The organism is Burkholderia sp. Bp9004 (genome assembly GCF_003858025.1).
In the GTDB taxonomy this organism is placed as follows: Bacteria; Pseudomonadota; Gammaproteobacteria; order Burkholderiales; family Burkholderiaceae; genus Burkholderia; species Burkholderia diffusa.
In genome coordinates this window covers 1-15351 of sequence record NZ_QTQD01000052.1, presented here as the reverse complement: position 1 = coordinate 15351, position 15351 = coordinate 1, and the positions used below count along the sequence as shown (strand labels likewise).

The following is a 15351-nucleotide window of genomic DNA, read 5'->3' as shown; positions in this document are numbered from 1 at the left end:
CACCTTCCCATATCTCCGCGGCTTCAAGGAAACGAACATGAAAACCGAACGCGCTGTTGCCCAGGCTGAAGCGGCCCAATCCCAGGGGCTGCTCGAACAGATCATGGCGCAGACGCGCATCGAGCCCAATCACGAGGGCTATGCCGTCGCCGAACGCGGCGTTGCTGCGTTTATTGCCGAAATGCTCAAGACGGATGATCGCGAGCAGCCCATCAGCAAGCTGCTGGTGGACGGCATGATTGCCCGGATCGACGAGCAACTCACCGTCCAGATGGACGAGATTCTCCACGATCCGTCGTTCCAGAACCTGGAGTCCCACTGGCGCCAACTCAAGCTTCTGGTCGATAACACCGATACACGCGAGAACATCAGGATCGGCTTCATGCATGTCGGCAAGGCCGAGTTGCTGGATGACTTCGAGGGAGCCGGCGATATCACCCGCAGCGGCCTCTACAAGCATGCCTACACCGCGGGTTATGGCCAGTTCGGCGGTGAGCCGGTGGGCTGCATGGTCAGCAGTTACACCTTTGGCCCGTCGGCGCCGGACATCAAGCTGCTTAGCTACGTGGCAGCGGTCGGCGCCATGGCCCACGCGCCGTTCCTGGGTGCTGCCGGTCCCGAGTTCCTGAATGTGGAGAACTTCCAGGAGCTGCCCAACCTGAAGGAAATCAGCGACATCTTCGAAGGCCCTCGTTTCGCCAAATGGCGTAGCCTGCGCGAATCCGAGGATGCGCGCTACCTGGGCCTGACCTTGCCGCGCTTCCTGCTGCGCCAGCCGTACGACCCGTTGGACAACCCGACGCGTACCTTTGTCTACCGCGAAGGCGTCGACGGTAGCCACGCCAATTACCTGTGGGGCAACACGTCGTTCCTGCTCGCCAACCGCATCACCGACAGCTTTGCCAAATACCGCTGGTGTCCAAACATCATCGGCCCGCTGTCCGGCGGGGCGGTGGATGATCTGCCAGTCCATCTGTATGAATCCCTCGGCCAGTGGCAGGCCAAGATTCCCACTGAAGTCCTGGTGTCGGACCGCCGCGAATTCGAACTCGCCGAAGCCGGTTTTATCCCTCTGACCATGCGCAAGGACAGCGATAACGCTGCATTCTTCTCCGCTAACTCGGTGCAAAAGCCCAAGCTTTTCCCGAAGACCGAGGAGGGCCAGGCCGCGCAGACGAACTACAAACTCGGCACGCAACTGCCGTACATGTTTATCGTCAACCGGCTGGCGCACTATCTGAAGGTGCTGCAGCGCGAGCAAATCGGTAGCTGGAAGGAGCGCCAGGACCTTGAGCGCGAGCTGAACAACTGGCTCAAGCAATACATCGCTGACCAGGAAAGCCCCTCGGCTGACGTGCGCAGCCGCCGCCCGCTGCGGGCGGCCCGCGTGATCGTGCAGGATGTGGCCGGCGATCCGGGCTGGTATCAGGTGTCGCTCGCGGTGCGTCCGCACTTCAAGTACATGGGTGCCAGCTTCGAACTGTCCCTTGTCGGCAGGCTCGACAAGGAATAACGAGAGCCTAGGCCATGCCGAGAACGCTCGGACAGGGAAGTTTGTTCGAGCGGCTCGATCCCGATCTCGCGCCGCGACGTCTGCGGACGAGCCAGGATCTGGCCGCCGAACGCATCCAGGCTATCAAGCGGCATCTCGAGTGGGTACTCAATGCCCGGCAAGGTTGTTCGTCAAGCAGTCCTGAATTGGGGCTGCCCGATTTCAACGATGTCGCGGTCGGCAGCGCCGATCTGCGGCATCGTTTGGGCGAGCACATCCATGCCGTGGTCAGCGAGTTCGAGCCACGGGTCAAGGTGACCCGCGTTCAGCCACTCACGGATGCCATGCGCCCGATGGATTTGCACTTCCGGCTGCACTGCCTGGTGCCGGTTCGCAACGCACACGAAAGCATCGAGCTCGACCTGGTACTTCAGCATCACAACAGGATCGCGCGGTTCACCTGACCCGCCGCGCGATCCGCAATGGAAAGTCGTTGCCATGACATTACGCCGCAAGTTCCGAGAAGAGCTCGACTACTTACGTCGCTTCGGCCGCGAGTTTTCCCGTGACAATCCGCAACTGTCCCGCTTCCTTGGAGGGGAAGGCGCCGACCCCGATGTCGAGCGCCTGCTCGAAGGATTCAGCTTCCTGACCGCCAAGCTGCGGCTAAAAATCGAAGACGATCTGCCTGAGCTGACTCACTCGATGCTGCAACTGCTGTGGCCGAACTACCTTCGGCCGCTGCCGAGCTCGACCATCGTCTGCTTCGAGCCGGTCGAAACCGCGATCACGCAGCGGCAAACCGTGCCCAAGGGAACCGTTGTGTTGTCCCGCGCGGTGGATGGCGTCCAGTGCCGCTTTCGCACCTGTGCGGATGTTCACCTGTTGCCGCTCAAGATGACCCGGGTGAGCGATGCCCACTCGCGAGAAAAGTCGATCCTGACGGTCGAGTTGTCGTTCCTGACCGATAACCCGCCCAGCCTCATGGACTGCGATCAACTGGATTTCCAGCTCAGCGGCGATGACACCACGGCGCAGACCCTCTATCTCTGGTTGGCCCAGTACCTCGACAAGGTCAGGGTAGACCTTGACGGCAAGGCATTCTCCCTGCCCAACCGACAGGTCGAGTTTCCTGGGTTCGCCCAGGATGAAGCCCTGCTGCCGTATCCGAAAAATGCCTTCGACGGCTACCGGATATTGCAGGAGTACTTCGTTTTTCCCCAGCGCTTTCATTGTTTCCGGTTGAGCGGCTTGGCGCCGTTCTGGCCGTCCACCAGCCAGGAGACCGTCCGGATCGAGTTCCACTTCAGTCGGCCGATGCCACCGGGCATTCGCCTGCGCGATGGCGACCTTGCCCTGTATTGCACCCCCGCGGTCAACCTGTTCGCCCATGACGCCGAGCCGATCAGGATAGACGGCAAGGTCGCGCAACAGCCGGTTTATCCAGCGGGGCAGCGGCCGCTAGCCTACGAGATTTTCAGTATCGACGAAGTCCGGGGCCTGCGCCGCGACGCTGATGGGCGGCGTGGCGATCGGCTGCGTACCTTCCGGCCATTCGAGTCGATGGCGCACGAAGTCGAGCATGCCGAAGGTCGTACCGCGATCTACTACCGAACCCACATAGGCAACGCGCTTGACGGCAGTGGTCTCGACCACGCCGTTTCCTTCGTGCGCGCCGACGAAAGCGAGTATGTGGACCAGACCGAAACGGTTTCGCTGTCGATTACCTGCACCAATCGCGACCTTCCGCTTGCACTGGACGTGGGCGATATCTGCGAAGGATCGGAAAGGGCGCCATCCTACAGTCGTTGTCGCAACATCACGCGTCCGACGCCGTCCTATCGCCCGGTGCTGGACGGCGATCTTCAGTGGAGCCTGATCTCCAACCTGTCGCTGAATTATCTGTCACTGCTCTCGGCCGAACCACTCAAGGCAGTCCTGCGAGCCTACGACTTCGCCGCGCTGCATGACATCCAGCATGCGCGGGCCAGCAGCAAGCGCCTGGCGGGCATCGGCGAGGCCGAGACCAAGCCGATGGACTGGCTCATGAAGGGTCTGCCCATCCGTGGCTTGAAGACGGTGCTGCACCTGGATCAAGACGCCTTCCTGTGCGAGGGGGACCTCTATCTGTTCGGCAGCGTGCTGAGCCACTTCCTGGCGCTCTACGCCAGCATCAACTCCTTCCATGTGCTGGAAGTCATCAACACCAGCAACAACGAGCACTACCAATGGCCATTGCAGATCGGCAAGCAACCCCTGATCTAGCCGTCGCCGATGCCGTGCTCGCCAGCGCGAAGGCCTACGACTTCTTCCGCTTGCTGGAGCAGTTGCATGCGCTGCACGGTGACGACCTGGAAGCGAGCGATCCGCTCGGGGATGCCCATTGGCGCATCCGCCTGAGCAGTTCGGCGGGACTGGCATTTCCGGCGTCGGACATCAGCTTCGCCGCGCGTATGCCCGACGGCTCGGCCAGCGACTACCAGATACAGGCCAACTTCTTCGGGCTGCACGGCTCTGACTCGCCGCTGCCGGGCTACTACCTGGACCGTCTGGCCTATGAGCATGGGCAGGGTATCGGCATTCGTCCGGCCTTTCTCGACTTCTTTCACCACCGTCTGCTCACGCTGCTGCACCGGGCATGGCGCAAGTACCGCTATCACATCCGCTTCCGCAGCGAAGCCAGCGATGGCTTCTCCCGCTATGTATTTGCCCTCGTCGGCCTGGGCAACGACGACTTGCGCGGCGCGACACCGTTGCCCTGGAGCCGTCTGCTCAGTTTCGCCGGCTCCATCATCAACCGCAGCCGCTCCGCGTCGATGGTCGCGGGCATCGTGGCCGATTGCTTCGCGCTGAAATCCGTGCAGGTGCGCGAGTTCGAGATTCGTTACGTCGACATCCCGTCAGGTCAGCGTTTGTCGCTGGGCAAGCGCAATGGCGAGGTCGGCGGCAGCTTCGTGATCGGCAAGCGGGTGCGCGCCTGCCACAACAAATTCACCGTCGTCATCTCCGATCTCGACCAGGAGCGCTTCCGCCACTTCCTGCCCAGCGGGGAGGACTTCGCACGCCTGCGCAAGCTCATGGAATTCCTGCTGCGTGACCCGATGGCCTTCGACCTGGAACTGCGACTTCGCCCGGCGGAAGTCGAGTCCTTCAATCTGAGCAGGGCGCGCGGCTCGCAGCTTGGCTGGACCACTTTCGTCAACGGTGATGACGCCACTCGAACCCCCGTGCGTATCAAGGTGCGACTATGAACACGCCTACTCCTCCAACAAGCCAGACGTCGGCAGACACGCAGCGCCTCGAGCTCATCGTTGCCAATACCCATGCCCTGCGCGCCGGCAGCACTGCACGGCATCGCTTCGGTCACGCGGGCGGCACCATCGGCAGCCGCGGCGCCGACTGGCTGCTCGATGACGGTCAAGGCCAGGTGCAGGCGATTCACTGCGAGATCGCCTGGATCGACAACAGTTACTGCGTGCGCGACCAGAGTGGCGCCACCCGCGTCAACGACGCCGAGACACCGTTGCGGCGCGGCTCGGCCGCACGTCTGCGCGACGGCGACATGCTGCATATCGGCGCCTACCAGGTCACCGTCCATCTTCAGACGTCCGAGCCGCATCTGCTCAACAGCCAGCCGCTGCAGCAGCGTTCGGTGGGTGAGTTGCTCAACGAGCCAAGCGCTGGCCTTCACCCGGTGGCCGACGCCGACAGGCTGCTGGACGCGGGGGTGCGCAAGCCCGATTTCAGCGCCTTCGATGACCTCGCGAGGGAGCACCGTCCCGCGGACGAACGCGACCCGCTGGCCGCCCTGGATGCCGAGCAACTGCGGCGCGAGCCGGGATTCGGCGTCGCCCCGCTGGACCCTACGAACTACGGACTCAGTGCCAGCCAGACCCAGGCCAACCACGCCCGTACCCGATTCGAAGCCGTGTCCGGCTCACCCAAGACCTTATCTGGAGAATCCACGATGCCGCAGTCCTACTCGCGAGCCGTCTCGACCGGCGACGCCAATGCCCTGATCCAACCCTTGGTGGAAGGGCTTGGGGCCTCGGTCGGCGTGGTCGATCCTCAGATGGGGCATGCACTGTTGCAGGAGATCGGCAGGACGTTGAGCGCAGTCATTCACGGTATCACTGCCTTGCAGCATGCCCAGGACGGCAAACGGCGCAATCTGGCACCGCTTGCCCGCACGCTCCAGCCCATCGAGGACAACCCCTTGCGCCTGGGGCTGGGCTACCCGGAGACCGTACGCGCATTGTTCTCCAGTGAGCGCAGCGTCGTGCACCTGTCGCCGTCCGCCGCCGTGGAGGAAAGCCTCGCCCAGGTTCAGCGGCACCAGGCCGCGCTGATCGAGGCCATTGAGGCCAGCCTCCAGGCCCTGTTGCGTGCCTTCTCGCCGGAGCAACTGCAGCAGCGTTTCCAGCGCTATCGGCCGGCCCAGGTCCAGCCATCCGAGGGAGCGGACTGGAGCTGGCAGATGTACACCCACTACTACAACGAGCTGGCATCCTCTCGCCAGCAAGGTTTCGAGAAACTGTTCTGGGAAGTCTTTGAACAGGCCTACGACCGAGCGCTGCGCCAGGAGCCGCGATGAAGCGGCTCGTCTGCGCGCTGATGCCACTGCTGATGCTCACGGGATGCAGCACCGTCGGCAATGTTTTCAAGAAAACGGGGCAGGTGCTGATGGACCCATCCATCCAGGTGGGCGTCGATGATGACCAGCCGACCCAGATCGGCCTCAGCCTGTACGCCGACCACGACGTCAATCCCAATGGGCAGCATCAGGTGCCCGGGTTCGATGCGACCGATGAGCAGGATGCGGAAGACGGCCCCTACGCGGTGCGTTTCGTCAGCGCCAACAAGCCCGAGCTCCTCGAAAACCTGCAACTGTTGCTCGAGCAGCTGCGCACCGGCGCCGATGCTTCCACCTTTGTCGCGAGGCCCGCGGCCGGTGTCGGCGCGCCGTCCGCGCATCCGAGAGCCGGGCAGTCGAGCGAGCAGGTGATCGTGCCTCCGTTACCGAATACGGGGATCGTCGGTCCGCAGGGCCTCGAACTGGGGCAGTACGACGCCAATGGTCGCCGTCACAGCTTTGCGCCGTCGACCGCCCGGTCGAGGTTGGCCAAGCCCCCCGGAACCCCCATCGCCTTCAAGGTCGTGCAACTCAGGGACGACTCCGTGCTGCTCAATGCAGACCCTGATCAACTGCGCAAAGACCTGAAGAAGACCCTGGGCAGCACCTACCTGGCCGCCGACGACTACCTGTTGTTGCCTGGACAGTTCAAATTCGTGCCCTTCGGCGAGGTCCGCGACGGCACGCGCTTCATCGCCGCAATTGCGGACTTCCACGATGGGAACGCGGTGGCCTGGAAGCAGGTCATGCCGATCGAGCCCAAGGGCCGCAAATATTCCTTGCTGGTCAAGTTGAGCGAAACGCGCGTGAGCCTGACGCGCGAGGGGCGACCCGCGCTACCCGCCACCCCCGTACCGGCTGCCTGCCCCGTGCCTGCCGCACCCATCGAGAAAACCGCCAGGCGGCGGCCTTCGAAGTTGCCGGCAGCGGCGGCTGTCCCGCCGCTGCCGGCGGAGCCGTTGCCTGCGCCTCCGGCCCTGCAGGCCGCTTCCAACCCATCCCGAATCCAGGTAACGCCATGACCTCACGCAACGCCGTTCTCTGGGGAGAAGGACTATTCGTCCAACCCCAGCACTTCCAGCAGCAGGCGCGAGCCGCCGAGTACCACGCCAACCAGCGCCTGAACAGCGTCAGCGACCATCTATACGGCTTCAGCGAGCTGGAACTCAACCATGAGTACCTCGCCTTCGGCAAGGTGGCCATCGTGCGGGCGCGTGGCGTGATGCCCGACGGTACCGTCATCGACATTCCCGGCGAGCAGCCGGCGCCAGAGCCCCTGGCGATCACCGACGCCAGCGTGGCCAATCAGACGGTCTACCTTACGTTGCCGCTCAAGCAGGACAGCGGCCTCGAAGTCCGCTGGCCCGATACGTATGCCAACACGCGCTACGTGGCCCGCACGGAGGCTGTGCGCGACACGCACAGCCTCGAAGGCGACCACCAGCCGGTGGACCTCGTTGTCCCCAACCTTCAGTTCGCTCTGGAGCAGCAGGACCGAAGCGCCTTCACCGGCATCGCCATGTGCCGCATTCTCGACCGCCGCCCGGACGGTAGCCTGGTGCTGGACGACAACGGGTTCTATCCCACCAGCCTGTCCGTGAACGCCATCGCGCCGCTGCATCGCTTCGTCGGCGAGGTGGCCGGGCTGATGCGCGAGCGCGCCAAGAACATCGCGGAACGCATCGGCTCCGCAGGGCAGTCGGGCGTGGCCGACATCACGGACTTCAACCTGCTGCAAGTCATCAACCGCCTGCAGCCCTGGTTCAGCTACCTGTCGCGCAAGCGGCATGTCCATCCCGAGGATCTCTACGTGGCCTTCATCCAGGCCTGCGGTGAACTGGTCACCTTCACCGACGAGGGCCGTCTGCCACAGGAGTACCCGACCTATCAGCACGACGATCCGCGTGCGTCTTTCCGCATCCTCATGGATACCTTGCGACGGACGCTGAGCACCGTGCTCCAGCCCCGCGCGGTGTCGCTGCCGATTATCGAGCAGCGCTACGGTTCGCTGACTGCGGAGGTGCGCGATCGCACGCTGATCGAAGGTGCGGAATTCGTGCTCGCCGTGCGTGCGCGGATGTCCGCGGACGACCTGCGTCAGTTGTTCGTCCAGCAAGCCAAGGTCACCTCCATGGAGCGCCTCGGCGAACTGGTCAGTCTGCAACTGCCCGGCATCCCGCTCAAGCAGTTGCACGTTGCGCCTCGCTATCTGCCGTATCACGCCGGTTTCATCTATTTCGAACTCGATCGTACGCATCCGGCGTGGCAGGTCATGACGCAACAGACATCCGGCTTCGGCTTCCACGTCGCCGGCGACTTCCCTGAACTGGAAATGCAGTTCTGGGCCATCCGGAGCCAATGACATGACCACGACCGTTCCCCTCGACGACCCGCGCGCGCTGCGTTCGCGCCCGGCTCCCGGCCATGCCGCCGCGGACGAGCTCAGCAAGACTGTCGGCTACCAGCGAATCGAACAGCTCAACGGCGACCCGGACCTGAGTTTCCAGTTGCGCGGCCATGGCTGGAATCCTCTGGTGGACGGCGCGCAGCCGCTGCTGGGCCTGGTGATTCGCCTGCGCCGGCTGGAACGCTGCGACGACATCGGCAAGCTCTATCAAACCGTGCGTGACCAGATCAGCGCGCTGGACGAGGAAATCCGCCAGCACAGCTATGACAGCGCCACTCAACTGGCTTTCCGTTATGCGTTGTGCGCCTTCATCGACGAGGCCGTCATGGCCACCCCTTGGGGCGGCGCCGATTCGGTATGGGCCAAGCGCTCGCTGCTCAGCCACTTCCATAACGAAACCTGGGGCGGCGAGAAATTTTTCACCGTGCTCACCCGCATGCTCGTGGAGCCTGCCAAGTACCGCGACGTACTGGAGTTCAAGTACCTCTGCCTGTGTCTCGGTTTCACCGGAAAGTACGGTATGCGTAACAACCGCGATGAGTCGCTCAACAACATCATCGACCGATTGCACCACGTGTTGCGCGGTTTGAGTGGCGACGTCCCGGAAAAGCTCACCGATGGCGGCCGGAATATCGCCACACGCCGCTACCGGCTCGGTGGGCAACTGCCGTGGTGGACACCCTGGGCCTGCGCGCTGGTGCTGCTGTCCGGCGCGTATGCCTACTTCAGCGTTCAGTTGGACAGCAGCACCGGGCAGGTGCTGCGCGCGCTGGACGCCACTCTCAAGCGCTAGTTCCAGGCACCCCAAGGAGGATCGCAATGGTCAGGACGTGGAACCGTTACGGCGGTATCAAGACGGATGACGTCGATATCGAAACGCACCTCGCGGCTGGCGTCATGGCGGCCCACGGGTTCTGGATGGCGCGCTACGCCGAGCGCGAGCAATGGCTGCGCGTGCAGGTCCGCCACTGTCTGACTGATTTTCTACCGGGAGATCGAACGCGGCTCGCTGCGGTCCATTCCGGTGACTTTTCTACCGATTGAGGAGCACACCCATGCCTCGACAATCCGATATGCGCTTCACCTTCAAGGCGGGGGGCCTCGAGTTCGATGTGGTTTCGTTCGAGCTGGAGGAAGGACTGAGCCAGCCGTTCATGCTGTCGGCCGACCTGACCAGCACCGATCCGTCGATCGACTTTTCGGCCGTCCTCGATCAGCCCGCGCAGCTCACCATCTGGCGCGCCGACCAGCCCGTGCGCTACGTCCACGGCCTGGTCAGTGACTTCGAACAAGGGGAAACCGGCTTTCGCCGCACCCGCTACCGTGCCGTGGTTGAGCCCAAACTTGCGCGCACCGGCCTGTGCGCGGACTGGCGCATCTTCCAACGGCAGAGCGTGCCGGACATTCTGTCTGCAGTGCTCAAGGAACACGAGATCACCGACTACGAACAGTTGGTGACCGAGACGCATCTGCCGCGTGAATACTGCGTACAGGCAGGTGACAGCGACTTGCATTTCCTTGCACGGCTGGCTGCGGAAGAGGGCTTTTATTACGCCTTTTCCTTTGCCGATGCCAGCCACCACCTGGTGCATGGAGACAATCTCTACATCTTCGGCTCCATCGACGGCGGTCCGGTCGAATACAACGCCACGCCAGGCGGCGATCAGCCCACGCCGGCGCTGCGCCGCTTCCGCTACAGCGAGCGCGTGCGCACTGCGCGGCAAACCCAGCGCGACTACACGTTCAAGCACCCGGCCTATAACCAGGAGCATCAACACGACGGCGTGCAGCTCGACCATCAGGGCAAGGACTACGAGGTCTACCATTTCCCCGGCCGCTACAAGGAAGACGCGGCGGGGCAGCCCTTCACCCGGACCCGCCTGCTCGGGCTGCGCGGCGACGCCCGTACCGCAGAAGTGGAAGGCGACGACGCGCGCCTGGTGCCCGGCCTGGCTTTCGACCTCACCGGTCATCCGCGCGCCGACCTCAACCGCGGCTGGCGGCCCCTGCGCATCAAGCATCGCGGCGTGCAGCACACCAGCCAGGCCGAGGAAAGCGCAGACGCGGAACTGGGCACTCACTACAGCTATACCGCCGAGCTGATTCCCGATGATGTGGAATGGCGTCCTCAGCCGATAGCCAAACCGCGCATCGACGGCCCGCAGGTCGCCATCGTCGTCGGCCCGCCGGGCGAGGAAATCCACTGCGACGAGTGGGGCCGGGTCAAGGTCCAGTTCACCTGGGACCGGCAGGGCAAGTCCGACGAGCACAGCTCGTGCTGGATCCGCGTTTCGCAGAACTGGGCCGGTGCCACCTGGGGACACATGGCCATCCCGCGTATCGGCCAGGAAGTGCTGGTGGGCAATATCGACGGCGATTGCGACCAGCCTTTGATTATCGGCAGGACCTACATGGCCCTGCAGTTGCCGCCGTACGAGCTGCCGCGGCACAACATCCTCAGCACGATCAAAAGCAAGGAGCACAAGGCCGGACGCAACAATGAACTGCTATTCGACGACACGAATGGCGAGATCAGCGCCACACTGCGCAGCGACGAGGGGGCCAGCGCCCTCAACCTGGGCTACCTGGTCCATCCGCGTCCGGGTGGCGGCAAAGCGCGCGGCAAGGGCTTCGAGCTGCGCACCGACGAGCACGGCGCCGTGCGCGCCGGCGCCGGCCTGCTGTTGACCACCGAGCCGCGCCCGCACGCCAGCGAGCACCACAAGGACCTCAAGGAGACCGCCGCCCGTCTGGACGTGGCTGGCGAGCAGCAGGAGGGCTTCGGCACCCAGGCACGCGAAGTACAGGCGCAGGAAACGGGCGACCAGGATGCGGTCGCCAACGCCCTGCAAAAGCAGCACCAGGGCATCCTCGGCAGTGGTCCAGGCGACCCGGCCAGCAACAACTTTCCCGAGTTCGCGCAGCCGTACGTCGTCGTCGCCAGCCCGGTGGGTATTGCCACCAGCACGCCTGGCTCGACCCATATCGCCAGCGGCGAACACATTGCGCTCAGCAGTACGGAACATATCAGCCTGACCAGCGGCAAGCGGCTGCTCGCCAGCGCCAGCCGTGGCATGCGCTTGTTTGTACAGAGCCTGGGCTATCGCCTGGTGGCCGCGGCGGGGGACATCGATATCCGCGCACTGAAAGACAGCATCAACCTGCTGGCCAAGCTCAACATCACCCACACCGCTGACCGCATCACGCTGAACGCCAAGACGGAGCTGGTCATCAACGGCGGTGGCAGCGCAACCGTCTACAACGCGGGTGGGATTACCCACCAGACCAGCGGCCGTTATACCGGCCACGCGGCCCAGTTCAGCTACACGGGCCCGAAGAATCGCGCGGCCAGCTTCCCGGCGCCGCCCAAGCCCAGCGAGGGCAATCTGGAACTGTTCAATCGATACATCAGCCGTTTTGCCAATGGTGTCGGCATCAGCGAGGGGACCTACGAAGTGGAGGACGCCACGGGCAAGGTTTTCAAGGGATCTCTCGACAAGGCCGGGCACAACGTGGTCGCAGGTGCAGTGCCTGGACCCGCTCGCGTGCGGTTTGGCGCGGATCCCGCCAACACCATGTCGGTGGCCAACTATTTCGGTACGGCAGCCTGGCCTGAGGCCGAGGTTGCGGGAAGCTCGCAACGGTCGATTGCCTTGGCAGGAGGGGTGATTGCAGCCAAGGGCGCCGCAGAGCCGATCTCTGCCACTGGCCTCATGGGCAGCGTGGGCACAGGCGTGGCTAGCCTTATGGTTGCTGGCGCGAAACTCGCAGGCACGCTGAAGTCCGCGCCTGGCCTGGGTCAGATTACGCCTGTTCTGGGCCAGCTCGCAGGGGCCAGGAACATGTTGTTGAGCGCCGCAGGCAGCAAGATCCAGGACTGGGTGCCTCCGCTTGCTGAAGCGGATCGCTGGCTGACCGGTGCCGGTGCCACCCCAGCCTACGTGAAAACCACGACGAAGGCGCGCGACCCGATGGCGATGATGCGCACGCCGGGAATCCGCGCATGAAGCGGCCGAGTCTTTTCACGTTCTGGGCCGCGATGGATCTGCTCTACCTTGCGCGCTACCTCTGGCTGAACGTAGTGGAAGGCAAGATTCCGTTCGTTGCGGACATCCTTCGTCTCCAGAACCTGGAGCAGCCCACATGGTATGCCCCTCTGACAACTAGCTTGTCACTGGGGCTGACCTGCTTCATCGCGGTGACGGCTTATCTGTTTCTCACCAACAGCTGGGCAGCACGGCCGATGGCTTATGTCCAGATTCCGTTTCGTCTGCTGCTGGCCGTGCCGTCGCTGTCATTCATTCCCTGGCTGCTGAACCTGTTCGGTTCACACAGCCTAGTGCTGAACATCGCACTCCTGATCGCCTCAGAAAGCGTGAAGGTGTTGACCCTCTATCGCAGCGGCCGCCTCGGTGGCCGTGCGAATCAACGGCCATCTTGAGGGAGCCCCATGCCGCGCCACCTCACTGTCTTCCTATGCCACGTGGCACTGCTACCGCGGTGCCGCGTCACGTTCAACCCCGTGAGTACACGTTGATGGATACGACCAGCAACACCGCATCCCCCGCCCGCGAAAGGCAGATTGCCGTCGTTCCGGTGAATCAGATCCAGCCGGCAGACGTCGCGCTCAGTATCAAGGCCTTCGATGACTGGCTGGTCAGTATCAGCGGCGGCGCCGTCACGTTGGAGCGTCTGCGCAGTGCCGCCGGGAACGTGCCAGTGCTCGGCAATATCCTGTCCTTGGTCGATGGCCTCGGCGACCTCGTCACCTTGGTGCAAGCGCAGACACGCACCACCTTCGACTGGGCAACGCTGGGCATCAACCTCATTGGCCTGACTCCGGCGGCCGGCACCGCGCCGGCTCGCATGAGCCTGCGGCCGGCGTTGTTCCTTGTGCGCCAGGAACTGCGGCAGAGCGGTGGCCTCGGCGAGTCGGCTTTCAACACCCTGGCCACCCACCTCAATGCGAGCATCAAGGGCGAACTGAACGACTTCGTGCAACGGACCCAGGCCGCGTTGCCCGGGTTCATCGAGGAGGCCGCGACCCTGGGGCAGGGGCTGGTGCTGGACCTTGCCGCCGGCCTCGACGCGCTCGCCGTTGGCGTGCCGGTGGGAAGTGACGTGACAGGGCCAGCGCCGTTTACCACCGCAGGCGACGCTTGGCGCGATCCCACCCGTGTGTTCGCGAATGGCTACGATGCGGCGCTCCTCTTTCACAAGAGCGAGGCGAAGGCCCGCCTTGGCAAGGCTGGCGGCCCGTTGTCGGCGCATGCGCGCGGCGTGCTGCAGTCCCACATCGCGGCGCTGCGCCGCTTTGCCCCGGAACTCGCCGCGCAGATCCGGCGGTTGGCCGATCCGACCTTGGAGCAAAGCATCGGCTGGATCATTGCGCAATGGCAGCGCGCGCTCGCTGCAAGAGGTCCTCGCCTGGGGCAGAGCGCCAATGTCAAGCTCGATACCACCAGCATCAGCAACCAGGCGCGACCCGGGCAACCCCTCGAGGCACGAGGTGCCGAATGCAAGGCGGAGCAGGACCCGAGCGATTGCAAGAGCGGCACCTGCACTGGCACCGGCAGCAATATCAGCTTTGCCACGGGCAGCGAGTCGCTCACACATACCGACTTCATCCTGCCTGGCCCGTTCCCCATCGCCTGGACTCGCAGCTACCGCTCCAGCCAGGCCGCCTATGACAGTGGAGAACTCGGTGCGCGCTGGACGACTGTGTACACCAAGCGCTTCGACTTGGCAGGGGAGCGCCTGCGCTATCACGGCGCCGATGGTCGCAGCCACGATTACCCGTTGCCGACGGTAGGGCAACACCATGAGGACCGCATCGAAGACATTACCCTGGTGCGTGTTGATGATCGCACGCTCGTGTTGTGTCGCGGCTATGAGCGCCGCGAGACCTATCGCCGCGATGCTGACAGCTTCCAGCTGGTGCAGATCGAGTTGCGCGGAGGCGCTGGCATGCTGCTGGCTTACGAGCACCGTGTTGGTAGTCGCGCGGTGCTGTCGGACCTGATCACCTACCAGGACGACCCCAGTCAGCCGCACACCCACCTGGGCACTCTGGTGGACGAGGCTGGCCGCATCACCGGTCTGTGGCTGATGGGCGAGCACGAACCACAGCGTCGCCTGAGCCTGTACCGATACGACGAAGCGGGCGACCTCATCCTGGCCCAGGACGAGAACGCTGCCGCATGGACCTACCAGTACCAGCATCACCTGATCACCCGCTACACGGACCGCACCGGCCGCGGCATGAACCTGGTGTGGCAGGGAGAGGGCGCGGATGCTAAAGCGGTGCGCGAGTGGGCCGATGACGGCAGTTTCGACACCCGCCTGGAGTGGGACGAGAACATTCGCCTTACCTACGTGATCGATGCCCACGGCCAGGAGACCCGACACTACTACGACAGCCTCGGTTACACCTACCGCATTGTTCACCCGGACCAGCGCTCGGAATGGTTCTTCCGTGACAGTGCCAAGAACGTTGTCCAACACATCGACAGCGCAGGCCATGTCAATCGCTTTGCGCACGATGAGAACGGCAACCTGCTGGAGCACATCCGTGCGGACGGCACCACCGTGCATTACGCGTGGGATAGCAAAGACCAGCTCATCAAGATCAGCGACGCCGAGGGCGGCCTCTGGCTGCGCGACTACGACACCCGCGGCCGCCTGACGGAGGCCATCGACCCGCTGGGCAACAAGACGGAGTATGCGTACAACTTGATGGGGTTGCCGATCGGCATCACCGATGCCAGCGGCAAGACCAGGCAGCTCGAGTACAACAGCAGCGGCCAGCTCACCCGCTAC

The 15351-nt window shown here is 63.8% G+C and carries 12 protein-coding genes; all 12 read left to right on the top strand.

All coding sequences use genetic code 11. From position 1 onward, the window contains the following. Positions 1-37: 37 nt before the first annotated feature. Positions 38-1513, top strand: a complete 1476-nt coding sequence (tssC, locus tag DIE08_RS33895) for a type VI secretion system contractile sheath large subunit (RefSeq protein ID WP_124906174.1) — start codon at positions 38-40, stop codon at positions 1511-1513. Between the two features lie 14 nt (positions 1514-1527). Beyond that, entirely contained in the window at positions 1528-1956 is a 429-nt protein-coding gene (tssE, locus tag DIE08_RS33890; RefSeq protein WP_059604050.1) for a type VI secretion system baseplate subunit TssE, read from the top strand. Between the two features lie 34 nt (positions 1957-1990). Continuing rightward, a complete protein-coding gene (tssF, locus tag DIE08_RS33885) occupies positions 1991-3757 on the top strand; it encodes a type VI secretion system baseplate subunit TssF (RefSeq protein ID WP_124906172.1) in 1767 nt (588 codons plus the stop codon). Beyond that, entirely contained in the window at positions 3721-4743 is a 1023-nt protein-coding gene (tssG, locus tag DIE08_RS33880) for a type VI secretion system baseplate subunit TssG (RefSeq protein ID WP_124906170.1), read from the top strand. Before tssF ends, tssG begins: the two co-directional genes overlap by 37 nt. Continuing rightward, positions 4740-6086, top strand: a complete 1347-nt coding sequence (gene tagH, locus DIE08_RS33875; protein WP_124906168.1) for a type VI secretion system-associated FHA domain protein TagH — start codon at positions 4740-4742, stop codon at positions 6084-6086. Before tssG ends, tagH begins: the two co-directional genes overlap by 4 nt. Then, positions 6083-7147, top strand: coding sequence for a type VI secretion system lipoprotein TssJ (gene tssJ / locus DIE08_RS33870; protein WP_124906166.1), 1065 nt, complete (start codon positions 6083-6085; stop codon positions 7145-7147). Before tagH ends, tssJ begins: the two co-directional genes overlap by 4 nt. Beyond that, positions 7144-8487, top strand: a complete 1344-nt coding sequence (gene tssK / locus DIE08_RS33865; RefSeq protein WP_059682933.1) for a type VI secretion system baseplate subunit TssK — start codon at positions 7144-7146, stop codon at positions 8485-8487. The genes tssJ and tssK overlap by 4 nt, the downstream gene beginning before the upstream one ends. A 1-nt stretch (position 8488) precedes the next feature. Next, positions 8489-9325, top strand: a complete 837-nt coding sequence (gene icmH / locus DIE08_RS33860) for a type IVB secretion system protein IcmH/DotU (protein ID WP_124906164.1) — start codon at positions 8489-8491, stop codon at positions 9323-9325. A gap of 26 nt (positions 9326-9351) precedes the next feature. After that, positions 9352-9576 (top strand): hypothetical protein, encoded by a 225-nt coding sequence (locus DIE08_RS33855; protein ID WP_124906162.1) that lies wholly within the window; start codon positions 9352-9354, stop codon positions 9574-9576. 11 nt (positions 9577-9587) lie between these two features. Further along, positions 9588-12539, top strand: a complete 2952-nt coding sequence (locus DIE08_RS33850; protein WP_124906160.1) for a type VI secretion system Vgr family protein — start codon at positions 9588-9590, stop codon at positions 12537-12539. Further along, positions 12536-12973 carry a hypothetical protein gene (locus tag DIE08_RS33845; RefSeq protein ID WP_124906158.1) on the top strand — a complete coding sequence of 146 codons (438 nt, stop codon included), beginning with the start codon at positions 12536-12538 and terminating at the stop codon, positions 12971-12973. The genes DIE08_RS33850 and DIE08_RS33845 overlap by 4 nt, the downstream gene beginning before the upstream one ends. 95 nt (positions 12974-13068) lie before the next feature. After that, positions 13069-15351 (top strand): DUF6531 domain-containing protein (locus DIE08_RS33840; protein ID WP_185715942.1); only part of this gene is annotated, 2283 nt, incomplete at its 3' end.

Excerpts from the sequence above, each read along its gene's own strand:
- tssE (WP_059604050.1), top strand. The coding sequence starts at position 1,528 with ATGCCGAGAACGCTCGGACAGGGAAGTTTGTTCGAGCGGCTCGATCCC.
- tssF (WP_124906172.1), top strand. The coding sequence starts at position 1,991 with ATGACATTACGCCGCAAGTTCCGAGAAGAGCTCGACTACTTACGTCGC.
- DIE08_RS33855 (WP_124906162.1), top strand. The coding sequence starts at position 9,352 with ATGGTCAGGACGTGGAACCGTTACGGCGGTATCAAGACGGATGACGTC.
- tagH (WP_124906168.1), top strand. The coding sequence starts at position 4,740 with ATGAACACGCCTACTCCTCCAACAAGCCAGACGTCGGCAGACACGCAG.
- tssK (WP_059682933.1), top strand. The coding sequence starts at position 7,144 with ATGACCTCACGCAACGCCGTTCTCTGGGGAGAAGGACTATTCGTCCAA.
- DIE08_RS33845 (WP_124906158.1), top strand. The coding sequence starts at position 12,536 with ATGAAGCGGCCGAGTCTTTTCACGTTCTGGGCCGCGATGGATCTGCTC.
- tssC (WP_124906174.1), top strand. The coding sequence starts at position 38 with ATGAAAACCGAACGCGCTGTTGCCCAGGCTGAAGCGGCCCAATCCCAG.
- icmH (WP_124906164.1), top strand. The coding sequence starts at position 8,489 with ATGACCACGACCGTTCCCCTCGACGACCCGCGCGCGCTGCGTTCGCGC.
- tssG (WP_124906170.1), top strand. The coding sequence starts at position 3,721 with ATGGCCATTGCAGATCGGCAAGCAACCCCTGATCTAGCCGTCGCCGAT.
- DIE08_RS33850 (WP_124906160.1), top strand. The coding sequence starts at position 9,588 with ATGCCTCGACAATCCGATATGCGCTTCACCTTCAAGGCGGGGGGCCTC.
- tssJ (WP_124906166.1), top strand. The coding sequence starts at position 6,083 with ATGAAGCGGCTCGTCTGCGCGCTGATGCCACTGCTGATGCTCACGGGA.